At 45.4% G+C, this 20,451-nt stretch carries 19 protein-coding genes; 10 read left to right on the top strand and 9 right to left on the bottom strand.

The window, feature by feature from the left end:
• Positions 1-213: 213 nt before the first annotated feature.
• From H3H32_RS16185 to msrA, 8 genes are all read right to left on the bottom strand, one after another.
• Positions 214-717: an O-acetyl-ADP-ribose deacetylase gene (locus tag H3H32_RS16185; RefSeq protein WP_182463678.1), complete on the bottom strand. Its 504-nt coding sequence runs from the start codon at positions 715-717 to the stop codon at positions 214-216.
• Between the two features lie 160 nt (positions 718-877).
• Positions 878-2,557, bottom strand: coding sequence for a S8 family peptidase (locus H3H32_RS16180; RefSeq protein ID WP_182463677.1), 1,680 nt, complete (start codon positions 2,555-2,557; stop codon positions 878-880).
• Complete coding sequence (locus H3H32_RS16175; RefSeq protein WP_182463676.1) at positions 2,511-3,200, bottom strand: hypothetical protein; 690 nt, start codon at positions 3,198-3,200, stop codon at positions 2,511-2,513. The genes H3H32_RS16180 and H3H32_RS16175 overlap by 47 nt, the downstream gene beginning before the upstream one ends.
• A 278-nt stretch (positions 3,201-3,478) precedes the next feature.
• On the bottom strand, positions 3,479-3,982 hold the full coding sequence (locus H3H32_RS16170; protein ID WP_182463675.1) for a hypothetical protein: 504 nt from the start codon (positions 3,980-3,982) through the stop codon (positions 3,479-3,481).
• Between the two features lie 92 nt (positions 3,983-4,074).
• Positions 4,075-5,121, bottom strand: a complete 1,047-nt coding sequence (locus tag H3H32_RS16165) for a hypothetical protein (RefSeq protein ID WP_182463674.1) — start codon at positions 5,119-5,121, stop codon at positions 4,075-4,077.
• A gap of 107 nt (positions 5,122-5,228) precedes the next feature.
• Positions 5,229-6,242 carry a hypothetical protein gene (locus tag H3H32_RS16160; RefSeq protein ID WP_182463673.1) on the bottom strand — a complete coding sequence of 338 codons (1,014 nt, stop codon included), beginning with the start codon at positions 6,240-6,242 and terminating at the stop codon, positions 5,229-5,231.
• Positions 6,243-6,350: 108 nt separating this feature from the next.
• Positions 6,351-7,046, bottom strand: a complete 696-nt coding sequence (locus tag H3H32_RS16155; protein WP_182463672.1) for a hypothetical protein — start codon at positions 7,044-7,046, stop codon at positions 6,351-6,353.
• Positions 7,047-7,283: 237 nt separating this feature from the next.
• A complete protein-coding gene (msrA, locus tag H3H32_RS16150; protein WP_182463671.1) occupies positions 7,284-7,955 on the bottom strand; it encodes a peptide-methionine (S)-S-oxide reductase MsrA in 672 nt (223 codons plus the stop codon).
• Positions 7,956-8,075: 120 nt separating this feature from the next.
• Here msrA and H3H32_RS16145 point away from each other — a divergent pair, with 120 nt between their 5' ends.
• Positions 8,076-8,672, top strand: a complete 597-nt coding sequence (locus tag H3H32_RS16145) for a MiaE family protein (protein WP_182463670.1) — start codon at positions 8,076-8,078, stop codon at positions 8,670-8,672.
• Positions 8,673-8,741: 69 nt separating this feature from the next.
• Here the strand turns inward: H3H32_RS16145 and H3H32_RS16140 are convergent, their stop codons facing one another.
• Positions 8,742-9,734, bottom strand: a complete 993-nt coding sequence (locus H3H32_RS16140) for a helix-turn-helix transcriptional regulator (RefSeq protein ID WP_182463669.1) — start codon at positions 9,732-9,734, stop codon at positions 8,742-8,744.
• Positions 9,735-9,908: 174 nt separating this feature from the next.
• On the opposite strand from H3H32_RS16140, the gene cas6 reads away from it, so the two are divergent.
• From cas6 to cas1b, 9 genes are all read left to right on the top strand, one after another.
• Complete coding sequence (cas6, locus tag H3H32_RS16135; RefSeq protein ID WP_182463668.1) at positions 9,909-10,730, top strand: CRISPR-associated endoribonuclease Cas6; 822 nt, start codon at positions 9,909-9,911, stop codon at positions 10,728-10,730.
• A 36-nt stretch (positions 10,731-10,766) separates the two neighbouring features.
• Positions 10,767-11,321, top strand: a complete 555-nt coding sequence (locus H3H32_RS37535; protein ID WP_240543793.1) for a hypothetical protein — start codon at positions 10,767-10,769, stop codon at positions 11,319-11,321.
• 492 nt (positions 11,322-11,813) lie between these two features.
• Positions 11,814-13,673 carry a hypothetical protein gene (locus tag H3H32_RS16125; RefSeq protein ID WP_182463666.1) on the top strand — a complete coding sequence of 620 codons (1,860 nt, stop codon included), beginning with the start codon at positions 11,814-11,816 and terminating at the stop codon, positions 13,671-13,673.
• A gap of 34 nt (positions 13,674-13,707) precedes the next feature.
• Positions 13,708-14,658, top strand: a complete 951-nt coding sequence (locus H3H32_RS16120; RefSeq protein WP_182463665.1) for a type I CRISPR-associated protein Cas7 — start codon at positions 13,708-13,710, stop codon at positions 14,656-14,658.
• Between the two features lie 7 nt (positions 14,659-14,665).
• Entirely contained in the window at positions 14,666-15,466 is an 801-nt protein-coding gene (gene cas5b, locus H3H32_RS16115; protein WP_182463664.1) for a type I-B CRISPR-associated protein Cas5b, read from the top strand.
• A 3-nt stretch (positions 15,467-15,469) separates the two neighbouring features.
• Complete coding sequence (gene cas3 / locus H3H32_RS16110) at positions 15,470-18,262, top strand: CRISPR-associated helicase Cas3' (RefSeq protein WP_182463663.1); 2,793 nt, start codon at positions 15,470-15,472, stop codon at positions 18,260-18,262.
• 3 nt (positions 18,263-18,265) lie between these two features.
• Positions 18,266-18,772: a CRISPR-associated protein Cas4 gene (gene cas4 / locus H3H32_RS16105; protein ID WP_182463662.1), complete on the top strand. Its 507-nt coding sequence runs from the start codon at positions 18,266-18,268 to the stop codon at positions 18,770-18,772.
• Between the two features lie 35 nt (positions 18,773-18,807).
• Positions 18,808-19,326: a protein kinase family protein gene (locus H3H32_RS16100; protein ID WP_182463661.1), complete on the top strand. Its 519-nt coding sequence runs from the start codon at positions 18,808-18,810 to the stop codon at positions 19,324-19,326.
• Between the two features lie 43 nt (positions 19,327-19,369).
• The gene (gene cas1b, locus H3H32_RS16095; RefSeq protein WP_182463660.1) at positions 19,370-20,383 is read left to right on the top strand and encodes a type I-B CRISPR-associated endonuclease Cas1b; all 1,014 of its coding nucleotides are present in this window, start codon (positions 19,370-19,372) and stop codon (positions 20,381-20,383) included.
• Positions 20,384-20,451 lie beyond the last annotated feature (68 nt).

Raw genomic sequence — 20,451 nt, 5'->3', positions numbered from 1 at the left:
AAGGAAAGCAGTCTCCGTCTTGAGAGCCTGCTTTTTTGTGATAAGAGCCTTTGCCAATTACTTAATGGGAATAATGGATGGAGCCTGAGATAAGTAACTGTTTGTCAGTTATTAATAATATTATTTTTTGTCATCCCGACGTCAGGAGGGATGACAAAAAACTAGTATAATTTTATTCGTAAATCCTCCATAATTCATGTTAATTACAGAAGATTACTTGAGCAATTGCTGATACAGCAAAAAGTTGTCAGCTTCAAAGCATACAAAAAGTACCTCTTGAACTGAGGTAGGCTGTTCCAGGCATTGCTGAATTGTTGTGATGGCTACCTCCGCTGCCTTATCTTTGGGATAACCATAAATTCCGGTACTGATATTCGGAAAGGCCAGGCTCGTTAGATTGTGCGCTGTCGCGATTTCCATAGCCCGGCGATAGCAACTGGCCAACAAGTCAGGCTCGTTATGCTGACCACCTCGCCAAACGGGACCAACGGCATGAATGATGTATTTAGCAGGAAGTCGATACCCTTTTGTGATCTTGGCATCGCCGGTTTTACAGCCGTGCAACATTCGGCACTCAAAAACCAGTTCTGGTCCAGCCGCGCGATGAATGGCTCCATCAACGCCCCCGCCCCCTAGCAAACTTGTATTGGCCGCGTTGACAATGGCGTCAACTGCTTGTTTGGTGATATCGCCCTGAATAGCCTGGATCGTTGTCATAGGTTTGGGTTTTTGTACTGGCGCGGGTATTCACCCGTGTCTATTCATACAGCCAGCATTTGCTGGCATTTACGTAAATAATTAGTCTGTCAGCGAATGCTGACTAAATGAGTGGGCACGGGTGAATACCCGCGCCAGCCTGAAAACCACAAACCGAAACCTACTGTTTCACCAGCTTCAGCGTCTTTTTCTTGTCGCCGGCCACGAGCGTCATGATATACACACCAGCGGATAGGTTCAGGTTGGGTAATACGAATGCTGCCAGGCCCGGCGACGTATACCGATTTTGCCAGATCACCCGACCTGCTGTATTAAACAAGGTGGCATCCAGGGGTACATTGGCCTCAATTTCACCCCATTGAACGCCTAACGATTGGACATCGCTAAACGGATTAGGATAAACCAGCAATTGTCCGAACGAATCTGCCAGAATTGACGCCCGTTCGAAATTGGGAATTCCGTATCCTAATTGGTCATCCGGCGCGCCAAACTGACTCCCTGACCGACGTAAGGCTTCTGTTACCTGGGCAGCTGTCAATCGAGGATGAGCTTGCCAGAAGCCCGTTGCCAGACCTGCCAGCAACGGGGTCGCATACGATGTTCCGTTGCCTGTGGCAATCTGCCCATTGGGGAGACCAATTACAGTGCCCTGACCTCGGGCCGCTAAATCAGGTTTTACCCGGCCATCGGCCGAGGGACCGAATGAGCTAAAGGAAGCCCGCGTACCTGCTTGTGTAACGGCAGCGACGGCAAGCACCGATACGGCATCGGATGGAGCCGAAATATAGTGCCAGGCATTGCTTCCCTCATTACCCGCAGCGACTACGACCACCATACCCGTTTGGGTCGCAATTTGGGCCGCACGGCTGCAAAGTGCCGTTTTGCCATCCATATTCTGATAGGTATAGCTAGTGGTTGGATCGTCGAACTGAGTATATCCGAGTGATGAGCTGATTACATCGACACCGGCACTATCAGCGTATTCGGCACCGAAAAGCCAGTTTGCCTCTTCAATCTGTTTTTCACTGTTCGCGTCTTCAGTTCGGAGTAGAATGAAAGAGGCTTTGTAGGCTGTTCCGTAAAGCTGATTATCGACTGTAGCTGCAATGGTTGATAGACAGGATAATCCATGCGAATCGTCTTCATACACACTGGTTTCTTTTTTAACGAAGTCATAGGTAGCGAGCACTCGTTTTTCGTCGAACACGGGCTTCAGAAAAGCAACGTTATTGGCGTTCAGAAAGCCTGCATCCAGCACGCCAATGAGCATGCCTTCGCCGTGGTAACCCTGCTCGTGCATTTTATCAGCCCCTAATTGGGCCACCTGACTTTGTGAAGTGCCATAATTAAGGGGTGTATCGACGGTACCAAATTTGCTGAAACTATCCGATGTATAGGATACCGTCTGCTGGACTTCTGTAGCACCCACGCGGGCATTGGCCAACGATCGATTAAACTCCAGCCCGGTTACGAAGGGTAATTGCTGGATGGCTGCAATAGTTGCATCAGTAGCCTCGACCAGTACCGCATTCATCCAACGGGACGGAAACCAGATTTTTGCTCCAGCCTGTTGAAGTTGCGTGATGTAGGTTGGATTGACGGGGAGATCACGCTCCAGAATGGATATATTCTGTTTCTGCCGACGCAGAATAGACCGTTGAGATAAAAACTGCTCGGGCTTACTAACGCTGTAGGGCGAATTAACCTTATCCCGTAATAGCACCAGGTATTTACGCGTTTGCCCGAAACTGTTGAATTGGCAGAGCACTAACAGAAGAACTAACCAGGCAATTTTATTGGGTGCCGTAGTCCCGAATGCGATATATTTGTTGAGTACCATAATCGATCTGGTTGTGCCCTATGCAGGCTGAAGAGGCTGTGCAAAATTGTAGATTAATTCGCTCTCTGTAAATCAAGCCAATTTGCCGGGCATATACGGCCACGTATTTTGTTTGCGCAATGAGCGTTGAATCATTCTGACCTAAAACGGTAACCGTTTGTTCAAATTGTTTAGTCAGTACGCGGTAAAACTGATCTACGTTGCGTGCCGTATAGGGAGATGGCCCCAGCGAATTAAGCCGGTTACCATCCCAGCTTAGTTGATTGCTGACTGGAAAAAGGAGTTGAACAAAATCCCTACCGTTTTCAGTCCGGATAAATTCATTATTGACCAGGCGAGCCGACCAGACCGAATCGGCCTGCCAGGGCTGGGTTTCGGTGGTGCGCCGGAAGCGGATTAAACGATAAGCCGTTTGTCCGGTAACGTCGGTGTATGGTTGCCCTATGACTTCTTTGAGCTGGTAGTTTACCTGATTGGGCGCACTCGTGAGTGAGTACCGATTCTCCTGTACGTCGTAAATAACGTAACGACCCGTTTCGAGGTGGGCATAATCCTGAGGTGACGTATCCGGTTCGGTTAATGCCGATTGGCAACTGGCAAGGAAGACGAAAATACAACTAATTGCGGGTAGCAAATGGCCCATAAATCAACGAAAGATGATTTTTCGAAGATAAGAGGCTAACGTGATTTCGGCAAATTATATGACAATCAACCCCAATAATCAATTTAACACAGGGGTGCGCCGTTGCGGCACTGAAATCTAATCAGGAAAAGCTAGTTATTTTTTTTCATTCCGACGTCAGGAGGGATCTTCAGGTAAGCCTGTGAAATGACCCTCACCCGAAGATCCCTCCTGTGTCGGGATGATAAAAAACGCCAATTATGACTCGACTACAGAAAGTTTAACTAGGTTCAGCTTCTTCAAAAGATCCGGCTCCAGGCGAAGCGGATAATTAGCAAAAGAGCAATGAACCCGACGACAATGTAGGTGAAAGGAACGTAGGTAATGGCGTAAATACGGGTTCGGTCAATAAACCACAAAATGCCCATGACGGCGGCCAACAGCGTCAGAAAACTCGATAATTTCCCGAATCCTGGAATATAATTGAACGGAATTTTACGGCGTATCAGGAACAAGGTTCCAACCATTGTCAGAATAGGCAGCACCTGCAAGGCAAGGTTCATATCCCAAATACTCTGCCGTTCAAACAGAAAGAGATAAATATTGAGCGTAACGGCAAAAATGCCTGGAATACAAGCCAGGTAAACCAGCGTGGAATAGACATACTTCCACTTTATTATTTCCTCCGCCGTTTCGCCCGACCACAGATTCACTAAAAAAGCTGCCGTTGGGACAGAAGCTAAAAGCAGAAACAGGAAAGCAGGCTGCCCCGAAACAGCAGCAAATACATCGCGGAGGGTCATGAGGGGGGAATGATTGAGTGATAGAATGAGTGAATGATTGAATAGGGCGTTCGTAAGCTATTCAATCATTCACTCATTCTATCACTCAATCATTATTTAAGCGTCAATAAATAGCCAATCGTGAAGTTGGCGTCCCAGTCGAATACAAACTGATTGCAACCGGTAGCGTCGGCAATCGATTTATAGATGTTCAGGCCCGCTTTTGATTTGGCGTTTTCGAGTTTGTAGGCCGATGGCGCATCGAGAACTGTATAGCGCTCTTTCCCTTTCCGTACACTTTTGGCTAGTTCAAACGGCACCCCGCCGATAATAAAACAGGTTTTCCGGTGATCGCTGGGCACTTGTTTGGCTTTAGCTTTTACATCAGCAGCTACTGTTTCGTCGCTGGTTCCATTGCCATAATATTTGGCTCCGTAGGTTTCCAGGGCTTTGGTGAAACTACCTTCTTTCCACGAAATCTTGGTGTTTCCCGAGCCAATATCAGCTACAAACGAATTGTCGTAATATTCGGTCGGTAATACAGCGCGCAAGGCCAGTGAACCTTCCTGTTCTGGTGTAACCGTGTTGACAACGTAGTTCAGCGTTTTCAGGGCTTTGATGATCTTCTGGGTGCTTTCTATTTTAACAGCGCCTGAACTTACCACAAACTGAATGTTGCGACCACCTACACCAAAGTCAAGCATCTTGCCGATGTAGGATTTAAGACCTGCCCGGATGTCTTCGTCGCTGGCCATGTTTTCCTGAACGAGACTATTGCCAAACTCGGCCTTTTCGAGTTTCCAGCGCTTCTGATCGTCAATCCGAACAATGAACGAGTTGAAACCACTGGCCCCCATTTCGACCACACCTTTAAGAACGCCGTTTTGTGGTTCGGGCGCTGTGTACGTAAACGCGGGACCTGGCTGACTACTGCTGGCTTCGTCCGATGAGCCTGATGACGAAGCCGTTGATTCTTCGGCTGCTGGCTCGGTTGTTTTATCATCGGCACTGGGTAGCGTTTGCGACTCAGCTGCTTCTTTGTCTTTCGGCGCAAGTTTGCGCAGCGCTTCGTTGCCACCGAAGTAGCGGAATGCGAAGAAAATACCAGCCAGAATCAGGGCCGTGATAAGCAGCCGACCGGCTACAGTTAAACGTTGCATCTTTTGTGAGTTTTAAGGTTATATAGTTATAGGGTTATAAAGTTGTAGAGCTATTAGTCAGTGTTAACACTTTATAACTATGTGACCCTACAACTCTATAACTTCAATTAGTCGAGCAAATTCTTATACCCAGCGTCTTTTTGCGGAGCGGGTCCCAGGTTGAGCGGTTGCGCAGGAGCATCCAGTTGGACGATCTTGAACTCGCCTTTGTTGTAGGCCTCAAGCAGAGCTTCCCCTTTATCAGACAGGATACCGTTCTGAATATCCACCCCATTGATGAAATCCATCGACAGGTCCATCGCGCGTTTCATTTCGCCGAGTTTCATGCTCATGTCGTCCTGAATGTATTCCATCGACTGGTCGAAGTAGAACTTCTTGTCAGGATCGCCTTTGAAGATACTTACAGCCGTTTTAAGCGCATTGGAGCTATCTTTAACGATCTGGTATTCAGTTTCTTTTAGGCGAACCTTGATTTCGGTTTCTTTGATAATGTAATCGGCGCTCTGGTTCACTTTTTCCATGAAAGCCAGCACGTTTTTCATATTCCGCTGGAGGGGCAGCAGTTTTTCGTTCATTTCCTGCAAGCCTGCCCCTTCGATGGTGGCCAACTGCGCAGCTTCCCGCATACCGGGCTTGTCGCTCATCGAATTGGCCTTGTTCGCTTCAGCAAACTTTTGCTTGATCGTGTCGTTGTTCTCGGTGATTTTCTTGTTCAGTTTCACCAGTTGACCGGCCAGAATGTTAATCTGCCCCTGCATTTTTTCGCGTTTCTCCCGCAAATCCTGAATATAGATTTTCATGATAGCGATGGGGTTCAGTTGGATAACGGTTCCCGTAATACTCCGCATCAATGATTTAAACAGGAAGAAGACAGCGGTACGAACGTCTTTGCTGGTAAATAGGAAAATCAATACCCCTAATGCACCCAGCAGAAGAGCCAATTCGAGGATGTTCGAGGTAGCCCGAATCAGAAATTCGATAATTCGATTGAAGTAAACCAGGCCGAAGCCAGCTATACCAGCCAGCGTAATCATACCCAGAATACCTTCGGGACGACTCCAGAACGACTTTTTTTCGGGTTCTGAGCCACCGCCAAGTTGAGAAAAATCAGGTGTTGCCATTGTTGAGGAGTTATAAAGTTATAGGTTATAAGGTTGTAAAGTTGATCGTAGAAAACACAGCTAGCGTCAGCTAACTATAGAACTCTATGACTGTGCAACTTTATAACTTCATTTTAAGTATTGACCGATTTTAGCAATGTCATCTTTAATTTGATCCGTAAAATGCACGAACGTCGTTTCGTAGTTCTGCTTATTCTGCGTGATCTTGGCACTTTGCTCACTAATATCACCACCAATGGCCGATAGTCGGCTTGTGTTGGCATCGATCTGTTTTTGAATCTCAGCCAACTGTTTTGTCAGCGATTCGTTCTCCGTTTGCAGCCGTTTCTGTTCGTTCTGTAACCCGCCCACTCGCTCAGCTAAAGCGGCCTCGACACTTTTGCCAAAGGCGTCCCGATCTTTGTTCAGCGCTGCAATATACTGATTCGCCGTATTGGTCAACGTTGCCATGTCTGCACTGCCACCGAGCGCTTTGAAGCTCGCCCAGGCTGCCTGATATTGCTTATCTTCAGGAAGACCCAGGTTCATCAGACTACGCAGCGTTTCGCGAAACTCGAAATAATCGGGACCGGGCGGGTTATTCTGAGCCAGCACGGTTGCAAAATGCTCCGCAAACTTTGAATCGACCGAACCGGCAGGTGACGCTGGTGCTACGGGCGTTGGCGTTGCGGCAGATGGCGTACTCGCTGGACGAGGAGCAGTCGATGCTGGCGCAGGTGATGTTCCGGTTGCGACACCGGGGTCTTCTTCTTTTACGAAGAAACTCAAGATTTTACGTCCAATCGATTTATCTGGTTCTGGCATAGTTGTGTATCAGTTGCGGGGCTACCCGTGCGTGAAATACTGAACAATGTTACGAGGTTCGGTTCAATCCCACAATATCAGATTTGGCCGAACGGTTGCGGGACTTGACAACGTGTTGCAGGGCGGGCCGAATGTTTGATTGTTGATGCTCTTGTCGTGGTGTCGGGTTCTTAAACCCGACACAGTTGCTGACGCGAATAGTCGGGTTTGAGAACCCGACACCACAATCCACCACAACTAATCCTCCTTCAACTTCCCCTCCATCGCGTCCCGAAATTTCTCCACTTTCGCTTTTGATACAAGCTGAAGGTATAAGTTGTTATACAGATTATGTTGGTAATAGTCCTGATGATACACTTCGGCAGGGTAAAATACCTTAAATGGTTCGACTTGGGTAACAACCGGGGCTTTGTGATGACCGGATGCATTTTCGCGACGGATAGCGGCTTCAATACGGGCTTTTTCGTCGGGAGTTCGGTAAAAAACGGCGGAACGATAATGCTTGCCAATGTCGGGCCCTTGTCGATTTAGTTGCGTGGCATCATGACCGGCAAAGAAGGCGTCGAGTAGTACATCGTAGGAAAGTACCTTCGGATCGAAATAGATCTGTACGGTTTCGGCATGCCCGGTTTGGTCAGTGCCGACTTGTTCATAAGTTGGATACGCCAAATCACCACCTGCATAACCCGAAATGGCGACCCGAACTCCTTTCAATAACTTCATTTCTTCCTGAACGGCCCAGAAACAACCACCCGCTACGGTTGCAACTGCTTCGCCAGGACGTACGGTTGGCAGTTTCGCCGGGTTGATGTCGATGACAGTGCTGTTTTTTTGAGCGGGCTGTTGGTCACAGCTTGTCAGCAGGCTTGCAGAAAGAAACAGTAGTGTAAGGGGAATAAGCAGTTTCATGAATTGGATTCTATACGTCAATAACACAAAACGACCTATTTAGTTGTCAATCGTCTCATTGCCCCCTCGTTTGTATCTTTGCCTACCGACTGACTACTATCGACTACTGACTTTCGACTTATGTCGCTCACAACTTTAGGACTCGAACTACCAACCGACCCGCGCTGGGTCAATATTGCCGAAATGAATATCGGCGAAATTCTGATCGACCATGCCTGGTGCGAACAAAAGGCCGCTTCGTCGTGCATCTCGCTCATTGTCATGTATACAGACAAGGAAAAATTGGTGGAAGTCCTGACACCCATCGTGACCGAAGAATGGGGTCATTTTCAACGGGTGCTTAAAGAACTCAAGAAACGGAATATTCCGCTTACCCGCCAGCGGAAGGATGAATACGTAAATCAACTCCGCACCCGGATTCTCCAGACGAGTGGTGATCGGCAGGGACAGATGATGGACAATTTGCTTATAAACGCCCTCGTTGAAGCCCGAAGTTGTGAACGATTCAAACTCCTCTCGGAACACCTCGCCGACGAAAGTCTACAGAAGTTCTATCGGGAACTGATGATTTCGGAAGCAGGCCACTACCGCACCTTTATCGATCTCGCTGAAACCTACTTACCTGCCGATCGAGTCCGGAAACGCTGGAAGGAGTTTCTGACCATCGAAGCTGATATTATGGCTAAGCTGGAGGTGCGAAGTGATCGAATGCACTGAGATAATGAATAATGGATAATGAATAATGAAGGCGTGGCGTATTCTACATTATTCATTATCCATTATTCATTAACTATTAACCATATACTGCTGCCAGGCGCTTTTGAGGAATTCACTTAGCTCCTGAACTAAGGAGGTCGGACTAATCACTTTTACCGAATTACCTAGTCGGGCCAGTTCGAATACCAGTTCTTTATTGACGATAATCGATAGCTTCACCCGAAGTTCATGCTCGCTGTCGACCAGGACATCTTCTTCCTGAAACGGATAAAAGGGTTGTGCCCGAAAAATCAAACCCTGCTGGCGTGTGAAGGAAAGAATAACCTCTTCGGGGGGATTGTCATACGCGGCTACACCCAATGCCTGATGGAAATAGATGTTCGCATCGAATTCGGGTGCATCGTACGATTCGTTGGTAATCTGTACGGAACCATCGACAATCCGATCTAACCCAAATACACGGATTAACTGATAATCCAGTTGCCAGCCTACCACATACCATCGATTCCGGTGTTCTTTAATGACATACGGAAAGAGCCGATGCGGTTTCGTTTTCTCCGTATCGAATCGCTGGTGGGCGAATTCCACTACACATTGAGCATGAATGGCCCGCAGAAATACGTCGACCCACTCACTGCCTTTTACAAACGGGACTGATTCAAACAGAATGTATTGACCGTAATCATCGGCCGCATTGGTACGAAACCGGACGGCCTTGTCAATCTTATCGACCGTTCCGCGCAGGTCGTCGAATAAATGTAGGTGCTGGTACTGATTCAACGTGGCAACAGCCGCATGAAGTGCCGTCAGGTCTTTGTCGGTTAGTGTAATTGAAGCGGCTAGATTGAACGGGCGAGTGTAGTAATAGCCTTTCGGTTTGCGACTGTACTCAATGGGCGCATCGTGAACCTCTTTCAGATAAGCAATATCCTGCTTAATGGTCGATTGAGCTACCTGGCATAAAGCAGCCAGCTCTTCGGTTGTGGCGGGGCGATTCCCCCAACGGTTTAGGCGGCTGTTGATGGCCTGTAACCGCTCTTCGCGATTCTTGACAATGGGCATGGTAGCTAAATGGTGTAGAAAATTTCGCAAATATGGGATTCGATTTGCTTGCGTATACATAGGCTGTACGGAAGCAAATCTACTTTTACACCGTTAACTAAAGTCAAAGGAAAAAAATAGTAGAAAAACGGGAAAGCCTCATTCAACTTTCAATCCCCACCGCTATAAAGACATATGCAGTTCAAGTTAACCCTCCGCCCGGTTGCCCGCCAGACTCTGGTACCCTTCAATTATGCGTACCGACTCAGTGCGTTCATTTATGGCGTGCTAGCCGATGCCGATAAGCAATATGCCGAGTTCCTGCACTCGCAAGGATATCAATTTTCGCCTACCCGACGATTCAAACTGTTTACGTTTTCGGATTTGATTATGCCCAATGTGAAGGTCGATGTACGGGCGGGAGGCATGTGGGTAAACTCCCTACATATAGAGTGGATCGTTAGTTTCTACATCGACAAAGCTGCCCAGCATTTTATTATGGGTTTGTTCCAGGATCAACGTTGTGTGATAGCCTCTCCCCGGCATCTCGCGGAGTTCATTATTGAGCGCGTAGAAGCCGTGCCTGTAGAGATTACTGGTGAAACCGTTCAATTACGTACCCTATCGCCAGTCGTGATTGCGGAGAAAGACGAACGAAGCATCGATCAATATTTACATCCTGCCGACGAGCAATTTGGTCCGTTGCTCATCACGAATCTATTGGCCAAATACGGCAGTATTCAAACCGCAGTGCCAGCCGGAACCGCATTTATGGACGAATTTGATACGTCGTCTGTAGCCTATCGCTTATTACCAGCCCAGGGGCGAAACGCAGCCCAACCCAAATCCCGACTGGTAACGATCAAGGAAGGCTCACGGGAAGAGACCCGAATAAAAGGCTATTACAACTTCCAGTTTGAACTAAGCGGCCCGAGGGAGTTGCTAGAATTAGCTGTGCTAGCTGGTGTGGGGAGATATAACGCGGAAGGATTTGGGGCCGTGGGGGTGAGTATGTAAGTAGTTGGTGATATTTCAACCTATCAATGTACTACTATGAAAACAACTAATTATCTTTGCAATCAACTGATAGGTTTGATTGTCTGCATAACTCAGCTCATGTTGGGGGTTGCCAGTATTGGCACGGGGACAAAGAGATTTATCAGTTTTTTTATTGCCCTAAAAATGGGCTGGCTTTCTCTAAGCGAAACGGCTTCTCTATTCCAGAATATATATTTCCTGCCAAATTCTGGTGGTCATACAAATCCAGCACACTTACCACTTTATGTTCAACTGATTCCCAAAAACGTATTTCGTTTTGGTAGATGTATCGCTGCAATGCCCAAAGGAAATAGTCAACAACGCTCAGTTCTGGCATTTCCGAGCTTGGCACAATACTACATCTGTAATTGGGGGCTCCCTGTAATTTTTCCTGTTGTATATCGGCTACAATTGTCTGGTCGACTGCTTTCACAAATCGATCTTGGCTATTCTTCTGCTTTTGAGCCAAATAAATATTATAACTGTAATCAAACTGAAATCGCCCATTCAGGAGGTGATGGACAATATCAAAGTAAAACTCTGACGGATTGCTATTGTGCTTCCGGTTAAAAATAGATAAGTCTTTTCTAGCTATAACTGCGTGAAAACGAATATCTGGGTAGCTCCGTAGGAATTTAAAAAATTCGCCCCTGATTTCGGGATGATCTGCGCGAGCATGTAAGAACCAGCCGGACTTTTGAACAGAATAGATACTTCGATAAAGCGAATCGGCTAATATCTGTTGCTGAAATGCAAGAACTGCCTGTTTTAATGATTTACGATCCGTCGTTTCAACTAAGCCAAGGATCAGCAGTGGCTGGTAGCCAGGTTCGCCGACTAGTAACTTCTTACGTTTCCCATAGAATTCCGGGTCTCCGCATTCGTCAATGAAAAGGTAATTATGGAGCATGTGGGATAGGTGGTAAAAATGACTTGGACTGGTACGATTTAGGAGCCTTTCGGCAAGCTTTTAATGTTTTCAATTCCCTTGTCTAAGTATGGTTTGCAAAACTATACTTTTATATATTCTATTTAGCTTATAATGTGACAAAATATTAATGTATGCTTAAAGAAATCGTCCAATTCACACAATCCCTTAAAGAACAGGAGATGAACAACATCGGTGTAGTCCCCAAAGAAGGGCTACACATCGTTCTGACTCTTAAACAGGAAGATAATCAGGTCTACTGGCCACCTGATGGGTTTATTTCAGAAATCTACACGAAGAAAATGGTAGGACTGACCTCGTTTCTTCAGGAGTGCGCTGCTTGGGCACAGGCGGCTTGGATGGTCAATACCAATAAGTGCTTCGACTTGCCAGCTAAAGGAATTCACTCCTGTTCGCCGTATTGCCTGGCTTTCAAACGAGAGTCCCTGAAAGGTGGCGCTAAATATGCCGATGCCAAGACAAAACTGCCGGAGCGTGTTAACGCGTATTTTGCCAAAGCCCTTGACTTGCTGGACGATGAATCCGAAAAGCAACGTATCGAAGTCTTCAAATATGCATTGAACAGCGAAGAAAAGCTGGACGCTATTTTGAGTCAGATTCCAGAATATGAGTCGCTGAAAGATGCGAACTACATTGTCTTTTACCTGAATGATCCGCTGGAAGCTTACCAAAAGACTAATACGAAGTATTTAGCTGATAAACTATTCAATACGAATCAATTCAATCTGTCAGTTGATGATGTGGTGTACGGTACAAGCGATTTTATTAATGGCTTTTCAACTAAGAAGGCGTACCGATTGCACCAAACAGCTTCATTCGACATTGCCGGCCGTATTTCGTCTGTCGAGGCTCGTACTTTATTCGAATTTCACGACATCATTGATCGTGGGATTCTACCAAGACCGTTGCCCATTTTTGTCGATCGCGATGAATTGAAGAAGGATGCTGTTGCACTGTTTAAAAAAGGTGCAGAAGACGGCGAGCGAATTGGCTACAAAGAGATTATCGAAACGCTGAATGAAAAGCATAATGACGATGTAGGAAACTACTATCTCCTGTTCTATCTGGCTGGTGAAATCAAGGATTTTGACTTTGTTTCCAAGTTTGACTATTACCTGAACGACGAAGCGGGTAAACCGTGGAAAGTAGCTGATTACTTCTCTATTAATTACCAGCCAACGGTCAAAAATGTCTTCGACTTTCAGTACTCTATTCTAGTATCCATTCTGAACAACTCGCTAGTTGTCAAAACAAAAGCGGGCGGATTTCAATACAAATTCTTCGACGATATTGATGCAAAGTATTGCAAATCAGACAATACCTATCTGCTGGTCATGAAGTATCGTAAAGCCTTTTATGATTTTATCTATAAATCAAAAAGACAGGCAGTTACGCAGCTGATGTTCGATGATATTTTACAGACCAGCATTCTTGACGATCTACGGCTGGATGAAATCAAAAATAATCGGCATACCCAAGAATATTCGATTCGCCAAAAGCTAAATATCTGGTTCAGCCTTTCCGAGAACTTTGAGCGTAAATATAAACCCGTTGAAACTATGGCCAATAAGTTACAGACACACCGAAAATTCATTCAGCAGCTTACTAAAAATGAAGCCACCATTGAGACCGACGAGCAATATGCTTTTACAGTTGGGCAGGTCATCTACTATCTGCTGACTAAAAGTAAAACCAGCGATACCAGCTACAAACGACTGGAACCCTTTCTGCAACAGGTTCATGCGAAGGAATTGAATAAGGCCATTGCCCGCTTATTCGATACGTATAAGCACGAAACGTTCTCGTCCAATTTTCGTACGCCGTTTGCTGAAGTCATGGCATATGAGACAAAAGCCAGTATTCGTGACTTGATGCCAACTACGCTAGCGGGGATTTTCTCCCAAAATGCGCTATTCAGCGACAAGGAGAAAAAAGAGGAAATAGAAACTGAGTCAACTCCAACCGAAGAATAAAATCAACCTTCAACCACCCAATTAAACAACTACCATGAGTCAATCCTTTAAGAATCGCGTTTTTGGCTGTGCCATTATTAAATCAATTAATTCGAATTATAACGCGGATTTTACGCACCAGCCCCGCACTCTTCCCGATGGTACAGTTTACGCCACCGATAAAGCGTTAAAATATTCTATTCGTAATTACTTCGTGAAGCACTTAGGTGAAGAGCGTGTTTTTTACTTCAAAAGTTTGAGTGACGAAATGCAGCCTCGTGATCTTGACCAGACGTACATTAAGCATTTTACCGCTTTTCCAACGGCTGAAAAAGGCAAAGATGCTGCGGTAAAAGTCCGTAAGCAGATTCTCGAAAATCTATTAAAATGCATTGATATACGGCTGTTTGGTGGCACGTTTGCCAGTTCAGGAGCCAATCTTTCATTACATGGCACAGTGCAGTTTACGCATGGTGTTAACCGCTTCCCGGAGGGAATTATTTACTCGGAGCAGATTTCGTCGCCGTTCCGGAATTCCAACGATAAAAGTGCCGATTCAATGCAGACGACCCTTGGAACTCAGTTTAAGTTGCGCGAAGGTCACTACGTTCATCACCTGTCAGTCAATCCCCGAAATCTGGAAGACATGGCATCGTTGGTCAGTAATGATGGCGTCACAGAGGAGGATATTGTTAAATTGAAGCAGGCACTACGTTCGGGTGTTACATTGTACGATTCATCTGCCAAAGCCGGTACCGAAAACGAATTATTACTTTGGGTACAACTCAAGGCTGATTCCAAGTTAGTCTTACCATCGTTTGTGGAATTGGTGAGTGTGACTGTTGGCGAGAATGAAAGCCGGGAAATCGACTTGACTAAAGTGAGTGCCATTCTTGGTCGGGAACATATCAAAAGCCAGATCGAGAAAATTGAGCTTTACTATGATCAGGCTGTAACGACCGTATTGAATGCGCCCGCAGGTGCTGAGGTTCTGGAACTAAATTAACTCGGCAATGGCGAACCAGAAACTGATTTCGTTCGACTTGCGGGCAGACTTCGGGTTTTTCAAGAAACCCGATTACAACGATGGTATTCTGTTGTCGTATAACATGCTCCATAAGCCGGCTTTGCTAGGAATCCTTGGGGCTATTATTGGCCTGAAAGGATATAGTAAAAAAGGCGAGTTTCCGGAATATTATCAACGGCTAAAGGAATTGCCTATTGGTATTCAGCCGCTGGATCATGAAAAGGGGAATTTCCAGAAAACCAGCGTTAAATATACCAACACCGTTGGCTACGCTAATGATGATGGCAATTTGCTGGTAGAGGAAATGATGTTGATTCAACCGGCCTACCGTTGCTATTTGTTGCTGGATATAGAAAACCCCGACCACAGTAAGTTGTATGAATATCTGAAAAATGGTCAGGCTGAATACATTCCATATTTGGGTAAAAATGAATTTCAGGCGTGGTGGTTGATGGACAATGATGGAAGTGTATCGCTAAAAGAATATAACCATGAGGCTTTTTTGCCTGGTCAGGATTTCCTGCTAAACACACTATTCATTAAAAGCAATCCATTAAAAGACGAGCAAGTAACTGTCAAGATTTCGTTCAGGAACAGAACTATATCGAACCAGGCTACTTTCTCCTACTTCGAGCGACTGCCAGTGAATTTTCATGAAACGTTGGTTCAATACCAGCTTTATGATTTTGCTTACACAGATTTTACTCTCTCGCAGGAATCCACCATTAACAATCTCTTTCAGATTGAAGATGAGCAGGGTACTAAAGCTGTCGTCCAACTTTTCTGACGTATGATTTCTATCCACACTTTATACCAAGAACGAGCAACAATTGCCGCCTTGCTCCAAGTACATGAACAGTACTGGGCGCATCTACCTGCTAAAGGCGAAGAAGCCCTCAAACAGCCTGAAAAACTGTTCGAACATTGTGATTTAGTAAACGACTATTTTGAAAAAATTTGTGATGCCCATGGATTAGAGCCCGTTATCAACCGGCTCATCCTTAACCTCACAAAGGATTCTTTCAAAAAGGAAAGTAAGGTTAATGATTGGATTAAACGCCTTTTCGTCAATACCATTGCCTTCCATGACTTTGGGAAAGTAAACGAAGATTTTCAGGCTTCCCGAATGCGGAACCCGATGTTTAAGCCAAACCCGCAGAGTCCGTTTACACCAGCACATGGCCACTCCTGGTTAGGTGCGTATATGTATGTAGGTTATTTTCTTAGTCAAATTGAGCAAGACAATGAATTAGATGAAAGAGAATTGCAGTATTTGACTGTTCTCATCCTGCAATTCTCCTACACGATTATAAAGCACCATAGTCCTTATGTAGATGAGGTTAAAGCAGGTGTACAGAAAGCTGATTTTGGAAGTTTCTATGCTCAGGTTCAGCATTATCTACGACTTTATAATTTCTCGTTTGAACAAGGGTTGTCTGAGTTTGTTTTTAGCGATTTTGAGACTTTTTGGGCTGAATTTGAACGGGTTTCTGGTTCATCATTTGCGCTTTTTGCCCTTTTGAAACTCAACTTCTCCTTGCTTACGGCGTCGGATTATCTGGCAACGCACGAGTATATGAGTGGCGATGTGACTAATGACTTGGGTGTATTGAATGACCGTGATCGCATCGAGGCAATTATCCAAAACCTTCGCCAATTTGAGCATAACAAAGACACCTTTGAACAACTGGAGTCTGGTTATGTATTTCAGGAGCAATCCTTACGGGAAAAGTCTAGAGGGAATTTGAACAAGCTGCGCCGGGAAATGGCCATCGAGTTGCTTCAAACTATTCGCAAATTTTCGGATAAGCGACTTTATTATATTGAAGCCCCGACGGGTGGTGGGAAAACCAATCTGTCGATGATTGCCCTGACAGAGTTATTAGATAAGAACCCAGAGCTGCAAAAGGTATTCTATGTTTTTCCGTTCACAACGCTAATTACGCAGACCTATAAAGCCGTACAGTCAACGCTACAATTGACTAATCTGGAATTAGTTGAACTTCATTCAAAGGCTGGTTTTCAGAGTAAAAGCGAGGCAAAGAAAGAAGATGATGTGTATGGTCGAGACAAGAAAGATTATATCGACAATCTGTTTGCACTTTATCCGGTTACGCTGCTTTCTCATGTGAAGTTCTTTGATATTCTGAAAACCAATTCAAAAGAAACTAATTACCTGTTGCACCGACTGGCTAATTCGGTGGTGATTATTGATGAACTGCAATCCTATAACCCCAAAATATGGGATAAGATGTTGTACTTCATTAGCCAATATGCAGAGGCTTTCAACATCCGATTTATCCTGATGTCTGCTACGTTGCCCAAACTGGATAAGCTGGATTTGAAACTTAGACCTTTGCCCGTATTTCAGGAGCTTCTACCAAATGCACAGAAATACCTTCAAAATCCAAATTTTGCTGAGCGAGTACATTTTAACTTTGAGCTATACGACCGTCAGTTTGACGCCAAAAACGAAGATGATTGGAATGGATTAGCCAAGACAGTTATTGATAAGTCAACGCAGTTTGCGGAGCAGAACAAACAACATGGTAGCGTTCACACGATTATTGAGTTCATTTATAAGAAATCGGCTTCTACGTTTAAGCAGGTTATTGAAAAAGCCGATCACCCGTTTGATGAGATATTTGTTTTGTCAGGCACTATTCTTGAGTTTAGACGACGCCAGATTATCAATCAGTTAAAGAATCCAATTTATCGAAGAAAAAATGTTTTGCTAATTACTACACAGGTTGTAGAAGCGGGTGTAGATATCGATATGGATTTAGGATTCAAGAATATCTCGCTTCTGGATAGTGATGAGCAACTGGCGGGACGCGTTAATCGCAATGCTAGTAAAGGCCTTTGCGAGGTTTATTTATTTCGGTTAGATGATTCGAGAGTTTTGTACGGGTCTGATTATAGATACAAAGTGATTCAGGAAGGTAAAATTTCTAAGGAAATAGCTCAGGAAATACTTTCGGAAAAGCGATTCGATAAACTATATCAGGAGGTTTTTAGCAAGATTGATGGCTTTAACAAGGGTGCATACGCTGATAATTTTTCTGGTGAAATCCTGGATCACTTAAATCGGTTAAATTTCACTCAAATCGATAGAAATTTTAGAATAATTGATCAGCAGAATGAATCCGTTTTTGTACCTATTGATATTCCCGTTTGGATCGAATCGGCAGAAGAAGGCAAACTTGAACCGATGTTTTCCGAGGATGATCTTGCATTCCTAATTCATTATGGTGCTTATAGAGACGGGGATGAATTTATTAATGGAGAATCGGTGTGGAGATGTTATGAGCGATTTATTTGGCAGGACATTGCTAATAGAAAAGCAGGAAAAGGATTTGATTTAAATGATCGAATTAATTTCAAAACGTTACAAAGCATTTTAGGGAAGTTTACTTTTTCACTTATGGCCCATTCAAAGACCGTAGACAAAATGAAAAGCTTTTGCCTGAATGCAGATACGACGTATGGCTATTGGTATTTGTCCCATCACAATAAGGTGTATAAGACAGATGCAGGTTTGATGGAAGATGCATTTGATGACTCTGCAAACTCATTCCTTTAGACTATGAATGTCACCGGCTCACTCATCGGCATGTATCACATCTGCAAACGTGAACTTTGGCTGCACGTCAACCACATTCGTATGGAGCATAATTCCGAGCTGGTAGCCCAAGGCAAACAACTACATGAACAGGCCTACCCGCAACGCGCTGAACGCTACCGCGAAATCACGCTCGACGGGTCGAAAATCGACTTTTACGATCCGTATGATAAGGTGATCCATGAGATTAAGAAATCGGACAAGTTTGAGCACTCGCACATTGCTCAGGTGCAGTTCTATCTGTATCTGTTACGAAAAAACGGCGTAGAAGGTGCTACGGGGCTGATTGAATATCCTAAGTTGCGTCAGACCGAACGCGTCCAGCTTGAGGAAGCCGATGTTCCAATGGTAGAAAGCTGGATACGTGACATCGAGCGGATTGTGGAAAGCGAGCAGTGCCCCGGTCGTATCGAAAAGTCGAAATGCCGATCGTGCAGTTACTTTGATTTTTGCTGGATTGAAGAAGAGTAACGTACTTGCCTTGTATCAATAAAACCATGCTTTACATGAACTATCCACGTCGTTTATCATCGGGAGCCAACAATACGGTCATTGTGCTGTCGGATACAGAAGTGGCTAAACTCTTCACGGGCGATACGCGCTCTGATATCGGTTCGGAGGCAGAGAAAATGAGATTTGCCAATACAGTCAATGATCTGGTGGTCAAATTCGTCAGGCTTGATTACAGCGATGAATTGCAGGCCGAAATGCTGATTATGGAACGTATTCGCCCCATAGACTATCGGGCCTATGAAATTGAACGTCGGGAACTCTGGTATGATGTCTTTGCCGACGAACTGACTCAGTTACATCAGGCTGGGTTTGTGCATCGGGATCTCAAAAGACCCTCTGATTTAGATGGCCTTGCATTCGACAATATCCTACTAACCGAGCAGGGATTGAGGTTGATCGACGTGGGAATTTCAGCCCTGAAAACGCAGGTAGGTGAACGGATTTTTGAAAAGTATCTGGACGTTGAACGAGACGAATTAATCAAATTCCGTGACTACTTCCTGAATCGGTGACCAAAGCAATCGGACTTACTTATTTTTTTAATCCACCCATCTTATGAAACAACCTAAATACCTCTTCAACGCGGGTCGGATGAGCCGGAAAGACAACACGCTGAAGTTTACACCAGTCGACGAAGACGGCACCGAAGGGCAACCCCGTTACCTGCCCATTGAACAGGTTGGCGATTTGTATGTATTTGGGAGTCTGGATGCTAATAGCGCCCTGTATAACTTTCTGGGGCAGGAAGGTATTGCCGTCCATTTCTTCAATTACTACGAGCATTACACGGGCTCATTCATGCCGCGCGAGTATCTGCTGGCGGGTAAGATGCAGGTCGACCAGACGAAGCATTACATGTCGGCCAAAAAGCGTATCGATATTGCCCGCCGATTTGTGGAAGGAGCGGCCAATAATATCCTTCGGGTCCTGAAGTATTACGACAACCGAGACAAAGCGAAAGAGTTAACCGATGCCATCGTAACCATCGAACGTTTATTGAGTACCGTTCCGACCACTACAGACATCCCGATGCTCATGGGCACTGAAGGCAATATCCGCCAAACGTATTACGGCTGCTTCGATGCCATTGTTGGGCAAACCTTTTGCATGGACGGTCGCAGCAAACGCCCACCCCAAAACGAACTCAATGCGCTCATTTCGTTCGGCAACACGCTATGTTATACGGCCTGCCTGAGCACCATTTACCACACGCAACTCAACCCGACGATCAGCTTTTTGCACGAGCCGGGCGCGCGACGGTATTCCCTGGCGCTGGATCTGGCAGAAGTATTCAAGCCCATATTGGTCGACCGGTTAATCTTTCGGATGGTCAACAAACGGCAACTGCAACCATCCGATTTTCGGTCGGAAGTGGGCGGATGCGTCATGAAAGAAGCCGCCCGGAAGCGATTTGTACAGGGTTTCGACGAACAATTGAAGGAAACCATTAAACATCGGGCGTTGGGTCGAAGCGTGAGCTACCGGCATTTAGTCAAGCTGGAATGTTACAAACTACAAAAGCATCTGCTGGGCCTTGAAGAGTATCGACCATTTAAGGCGTGGTGGTAAGTTTAATGTTGACGGGGCCGCCCGCGCGGTGATTGAGTGATAGAATTAATGAATAATTCTGTACCATC

The organism is Spirosoma foliorum, assembly GCF_014117325.1.
GTDB lineage: Bacteria > Bacteroidota > Bacteroidia > Cytophagales > Spirosomataceae > Spirosoma > Spirosoma foliorum.
This window is presented reverse-complemented; position numbering and strand designations above follow the sequence as displayed.

Bases quoted from the DNA above. Each gene is read 5' to 3' on its own strand.
- H3H32_RS16155 (WP_182463672.1), bottom strand. From the start codon at position 7,046: ATGCCAGAACCAGATAAATCGATTGGACGTAAAATCTTGAGTTTCTTC.
- H3H32_RS16100 (WP_182463661.1), top strand. From the start codon at position 18,808: ATGAACTATCCACGTCGTTTATCATCGGGAGCCAACAATACGGTCATT.
- msrA (WP_182463671.1), bottom strand. From the start codon at position 7,955: ATGAAACTGCTTATTCCCCTTACACTACTGTTTCTTTCTGCAAGCCTG.
- cas6 (WP_182463668.1), top strand. From the start codon at position 9,909: ATGCAGTTCAAGTTAACCCTCCGCCCGGTTGCCCGCCAGACTCTGGTA.
- H3H32_RS16145 (WP_182463670.1), top strand. From the start codon at position 8,076: ATGTCGCTCACAACTTTAGGACTCGAACTACCAACCGACCCGCGCTGG.
- cas4 (WP_182463662.1), top strand. From the start codon at position 18,266: ATGAATGTCACCGGCTCACTCATCGGCATGTATCACATCTGCAAACGT.
- H3H32_RS16125 (WP_182463666.1), top strand. From the start codon at position 11,814: ATGCTTAAAGAAATCGTCCAATTCACACAATCCCTTAAAGAACAGGAG.
- H3H32_RS16120 (WP_182463665.1), top strand. From the start codon at position 13,708: ATGAGTCAATCCTTTAAGAATCGCGTTTTTGGCTGTGCCATTATTAAA.
- H3H32_RS16170 (WP_182463675.1), bottom strand. From the start codon at position 3,982: ATGACCCTCCGCGATGTATTTGCTGCTGTTTCGGGGCAGCCTGCTTTC.
- H3H32_RS37535 (WP_240543793.1), top strand. From the start codon at position 10,767: ATGAAAACAACTAATTATCTTTGCAATCAACTGATAGGTTTGATTGTC.
- cas5b (WP_182463664.1), top strand. From the start codon at position 14,666: ATGGCGAACCAGAAACTGATTTCGTTCGACTTGCGGGCAGACTTCGGG.
- H3H32_RS16165 (WP_182463674.1), bottom strand. From the start codon at position 5,121: ATGCAACGTTTAACTGTAGCCGGTCGGCTGCTTATCACGGCCCTGATT.
- H3H32_RS16180 (WP_182463677.1), bottom strand. From the start codon at position 2,557: ATGGTACTCAACAAATATATCGCATTCGGGACTACGGCACCCAATAAA.
- cas1b (WP_182463660.1), top strand. From the start codon at position 19,370: ATGAAACAACCTAAATACCTCTTCAACGCGGGTCGGATGAGCCGGAAA.
- H3H32_RS16140 (WP_182463669.1), bottom strand. From the start codon at position 9,734: ATGCCCATTGTCAAGAATCGCGAAGAGCGGTTACAGGCCATCAACAGC.
- H3H32_RS16185 (WP_182463678.1), bottom strand. From the start codon at position 717: ATGACAACGATCCAGGCTATTCAGGGCGATATCACCAAACAAGCAGTT.
- cas3 (WP_182463663.1), top strand. From the start codon at position 15,470: ATGATTTCTATCCACACTTTATACCAAGAACGAGCAACAATTGCCGCC.
- H3H32_RS16175 (WP_182463676.1), bottom strand. From the start codon at position 3,200: ATGGGCCATTTGCTACCCGCAATTAGTTGTATTTTCGTCTTCCTTGCC.
- H3H32_RS16160 (WP_182463673.1), bottom strand. From the start codon at position 6,242: ATGGCAACACCTGATTTTTCTCAACTTGGCGGTGGCTCAGAACCCGAA.